4 protein-coding genes are annotated in these 3,092 nt (G+C 74.2%); 3 read left to right on the forward strand and 1 reads right to left on the reverse strand.

From position 1 onward, the window contains the following. From K6I33_RS33660 to K6I33_RS33670, 3 genes are all read left to right on the forward strand, one after another. A partial coding sequence (locus K6I33_RS33660) for a cysteine protease StiP family protein (RefSeq protein ID WP_229358582.1) occupies positions 1-1,155 on the forward strand: 1,155 nt, incomplete at its 5' end. Then, entirely contained in the window at positions 1,152-1,964 is an 813-nt protein-coding gene (locus K6I33_RS33665) for an HAD family hydrolase (protein ID WP_229358584.1), read from the forward strand. The genes K6I33_RS33660 and K6I33_RS33665, both read left to right, overlap by 4 nt. A 55-nt stretch (positions 1,965-2,019) precedes the next feature. Beyond that, positions 2,020-2,682 carry a class I SAM-dependent methyltransferase gene (locus K6I33_RS33670; RefSeq protein WP_229358585.1) on the forward strand — a complete coding sequence of 221 codons (663 nt, stop codon included), beginning with the start codon at positions 2,020-2,022 and terminating at the stop codon, positions 2,680-2,682. 6 nt (positions 2,683-2,688) lie between these two features. On the opposite strand, the gene K6I33_RS33675 is transcribed toward K6I33_RS33670, so the two are convergent. Then, on the reverse strand, positions 2,689-2,913 hold the full coding sequence (locus K6I33_RS33675; RefSeq protein ID WP_229358587.1) for a zinc ribbon domain-containing protein: 225 nt from the start codon (positions 2,911-2,913) through the stop codon (positions 2,689-2,691). Positions 2,914-3,092 lie beyond the last annotated feature (179 nt).

Below are 3,092 nucleotides of genomic sequence, written 5' to 3' on the forward strand. Positions count from 1 at the left end.
CCACCCATGCTCCCCGACCCCCTCCGCGGACCCGCGTTCTCCTCGTACGACCCCGAGGACGTCGGCTGGCTCCTGCGGGACCTCTCCACCGTGCGGCTCGAAGCGCCCACCGAGGAGCGGGAGGAGGCCATCCAGAGCGGCGGCGCGCACTACGCCGAGTCGCTGCCCGTGGAGTACCAGCCCAGCGAGCGCTACCAGGCCCTCTACCGCTCCGCCCTCGACGCCTCCGCGCACCGCATCGCCCTCGCCGTCGGCACGGTCACCGAGGCCGTCCTCGCCGAACGCTCCCCGCGCCCGGTCCTGGTGTCGCTGGCCCGCGCCGGTACGCCCGTGGGCGTGCTGATGCGCCGCTGGGCCCGGCACGCCCACGGCCTGGACCTGCCGCACTACGCCGTCTCCATCGTGCGCGGCAAGGGCATCGACCCCAACGCCCTGCGCTGGCTGGCCGAGCACCACGACCCGGCCGACGTCGTCTTCGTCGACGGCTGGACCGGCAAGGGCGCCATCACCCGGGAACTCACCGCTGCCCTGCGGGACTTCCCGGGCTTCGACCCCCGCCTCGCCGTGCTCGCCGACCCCGGCCACTGCGTGACCACCTACGGCACCCGTGACGACTTCCTCATCCCCTCCGCCTGCCTCAACTCCACCGTCTCCGGCCTGATATCCCGCACCGTGCTGCGCGACGACCTCGTCGGGCCGGGCGACTACCACGGCGCGAAGTTCTACCGCGAGCTCGCCGGCGCCGACGTCTCCCGGGCCTTCGTCGACACCGTCGCCGCGCGCTTCGCCGACCCCGGCCTCCACACGGCCGTGACCCGCGCCGCCGAGGAGCTCGCGACGGCCGACCGCACCCCCACCTGGGCCGGCTGGGCGGCCGTCGAGCGGATCAGCGAGGAGTACGGCATCGACGACGTCAACCTCGTCAAGCCCGGCGTCGGCGAGACCACGCGCGTCCTGCTGCGCCGCGTGCCCTGGAAGGTCCTGGCCGCCCGCGGCGCGGGCGCCGACCTGGACCACGTACGGCTCCTGGCCGAACAGCGCGGTGTGCCCGTGGAGGAGGTGGACGGCCTGCCGTACCGCTGCGTCGGGCTGATCCACCCCCACTACACCCGCTGCGCCACCGGCGCCGACGGCAAGTCGGTGGCCGGGCTGTGAGCACTCTCGTCGCCAGCGACCTCGACCGCACCCTGATCTACTCCACCGCCGCGCTCAGCCTGTCCATGCCGGACGCCGAGGCCCCGCGCCTGCTGTGCGTGGAGACGTACGAGAGCAAGCCGCTGTCCTATATGACGGAGACGGCCGCCGGGCTCCTCGCCGAGCTGGCCCGTACCGTCACGTTCGTTCCCACCACCACCCGCACCCGTGAGCAGTACGAACGGATCCGGCTGCCCGGCCCCGCGCCGGAGTTCGCCATCTGCGCCAACGGCGGCGAGCTGCTGGTGGCGGGCGAGCCCGACGCCGGCTGGCGGGCCCGGGTGGACCGCTCGCTGGCCGCCGAGTGCGCCCCGCTCGCCGAGGTCCACGCCCACCTGCTGCGCGTCGCCGACCCGGCGTGGCTGCTCAGGGCGAGCACGGCGGCGGACCTCTTCTCCTACCTCGTCGTCAACCGGCCGCTGCTGCCCGCCGGCTGGCTGGCGGAGCTGACGGACTGGGCCGGTGAGCGGGGCTGGACGGTCTCGCTCCAGGGCCGCAAGGTCTACGCCGTGCCCAAGCCGCTCACCAAGAGCGCGGCGGTCGCGGAGGTCGCCCGGCGCACCGGGGCGGCCGAGGTGCTCGCCGCCGGGGACTCCCTCCTGGACGCCGATCTGCTGCTGGCCGCCGACCGCGCCTGGCGGCCGGGCCACGGCGAGCTGTCCGACGTGGGCTGGACCGCGCCGCACGTCACCGCGCTGGAGACCCGGGGGGTCGCGGCGGGGGAGGAGATCGTCCGGGCGTTCCTGGGAGGGCGGCGGCGGGAGCGCTAGTCTCGGGGGCGCGTCACTTGGTGGTCCAACCATCTTTCGTAGCCGAGGAGATCGCGTGTCCGAGACCAAGAGCCCTCCGCTCACCGCCGAGCTCTACTCGTACGTCCTGGCCCACAATCCGCCGCTCGTCCCCGTCCAGCGGGCCCTGGTCGAATCCACCCGGGCCCTGTTCCCCCAGGACGCGATCAAGCAGGTGGCCGAGGAACAGGCGCCGCTGCTCGCGTTCCTCGTCCGCCTCACGGGTGCCCGGCACATCGTCGAGGTCGGCACCTTCACCGGGCTGTCGGCCCTCGCCATGGCCCAGGCGCTGCCCGCCGACGGCAGGCTGATCGCCCTGGACATCTCGGAGGAGTGGACGGCCCACGCCCGTACGGCGTGGGCCGAGGCGGGGGTCGCCGACCGGATCGACCTGCGGATCGCCCCCGCGCTGGACTCGCTGCGCGCCATGCCCGCCGAGCCGCACATCGACCTCGCGTTCCTCGACGCGAACAAGGACGGCTACATCGCCTACTGGGAGGAGCTCGTGCCCCGGCTCCGCCCGGGCGGGCTGCTGATCGCGGACAACGTCCTGTTCTTCGGCTCGGTCGTCGACCCGGCGGTGACCAGCGGACCGGGGGCGGACGTACGGGAGTTCAACGCGCACGCGCTCGCGGACAAGCGGATGGAGTCGGTGATGCTCACGGTCGCGGACGGCCTGACGCTGGCCCGCCGCCTGTAGTGCGGCTCAGCCGCAGCAACCGCCCCCACAGCACCCGCCGCCTCCGCCGCCCCCGCTCGGGCGCGGGGCAGAGGTGGGGGCGGCGGAACCGGTCATGGCGACGGTCGACAGCAGCTTGACGGTGTCCGTGTGCCCGGTGGGGCAGGTGGCCGGGGCGGAGGACTCGGCCATGGGGCGGGTCAGCTCGAAGGTGTCGCCGCAGGCCTTGCAGCGGTATTCGTAACGAGGCATGCGGGCAGCATAGGTCAGCGGTTCTCGCCGCGGCCCCGCTCCTCGCGGATCTCCTGGACGACCCGGGCGGCGGTGTTCCGCACGGCCTCCGTCTCGGTCAGGAAGTGCCACCAGTCCGGATGCCGGCCCTCCAGCCCGTCGACCGCCCGCTCCAGCCGGGCCACCGCGTCGTCGAGGGG

Source organism: Streptomyces sp. UNOB3_S3, from assembly GCF_020740895.1.
In the GTDB taxonomy this organism is placed as follows: Bacteria; Actinomycetota; Actinomycetes; order Streptomycetales; family Streptomycetaceae; genus Streptomyces.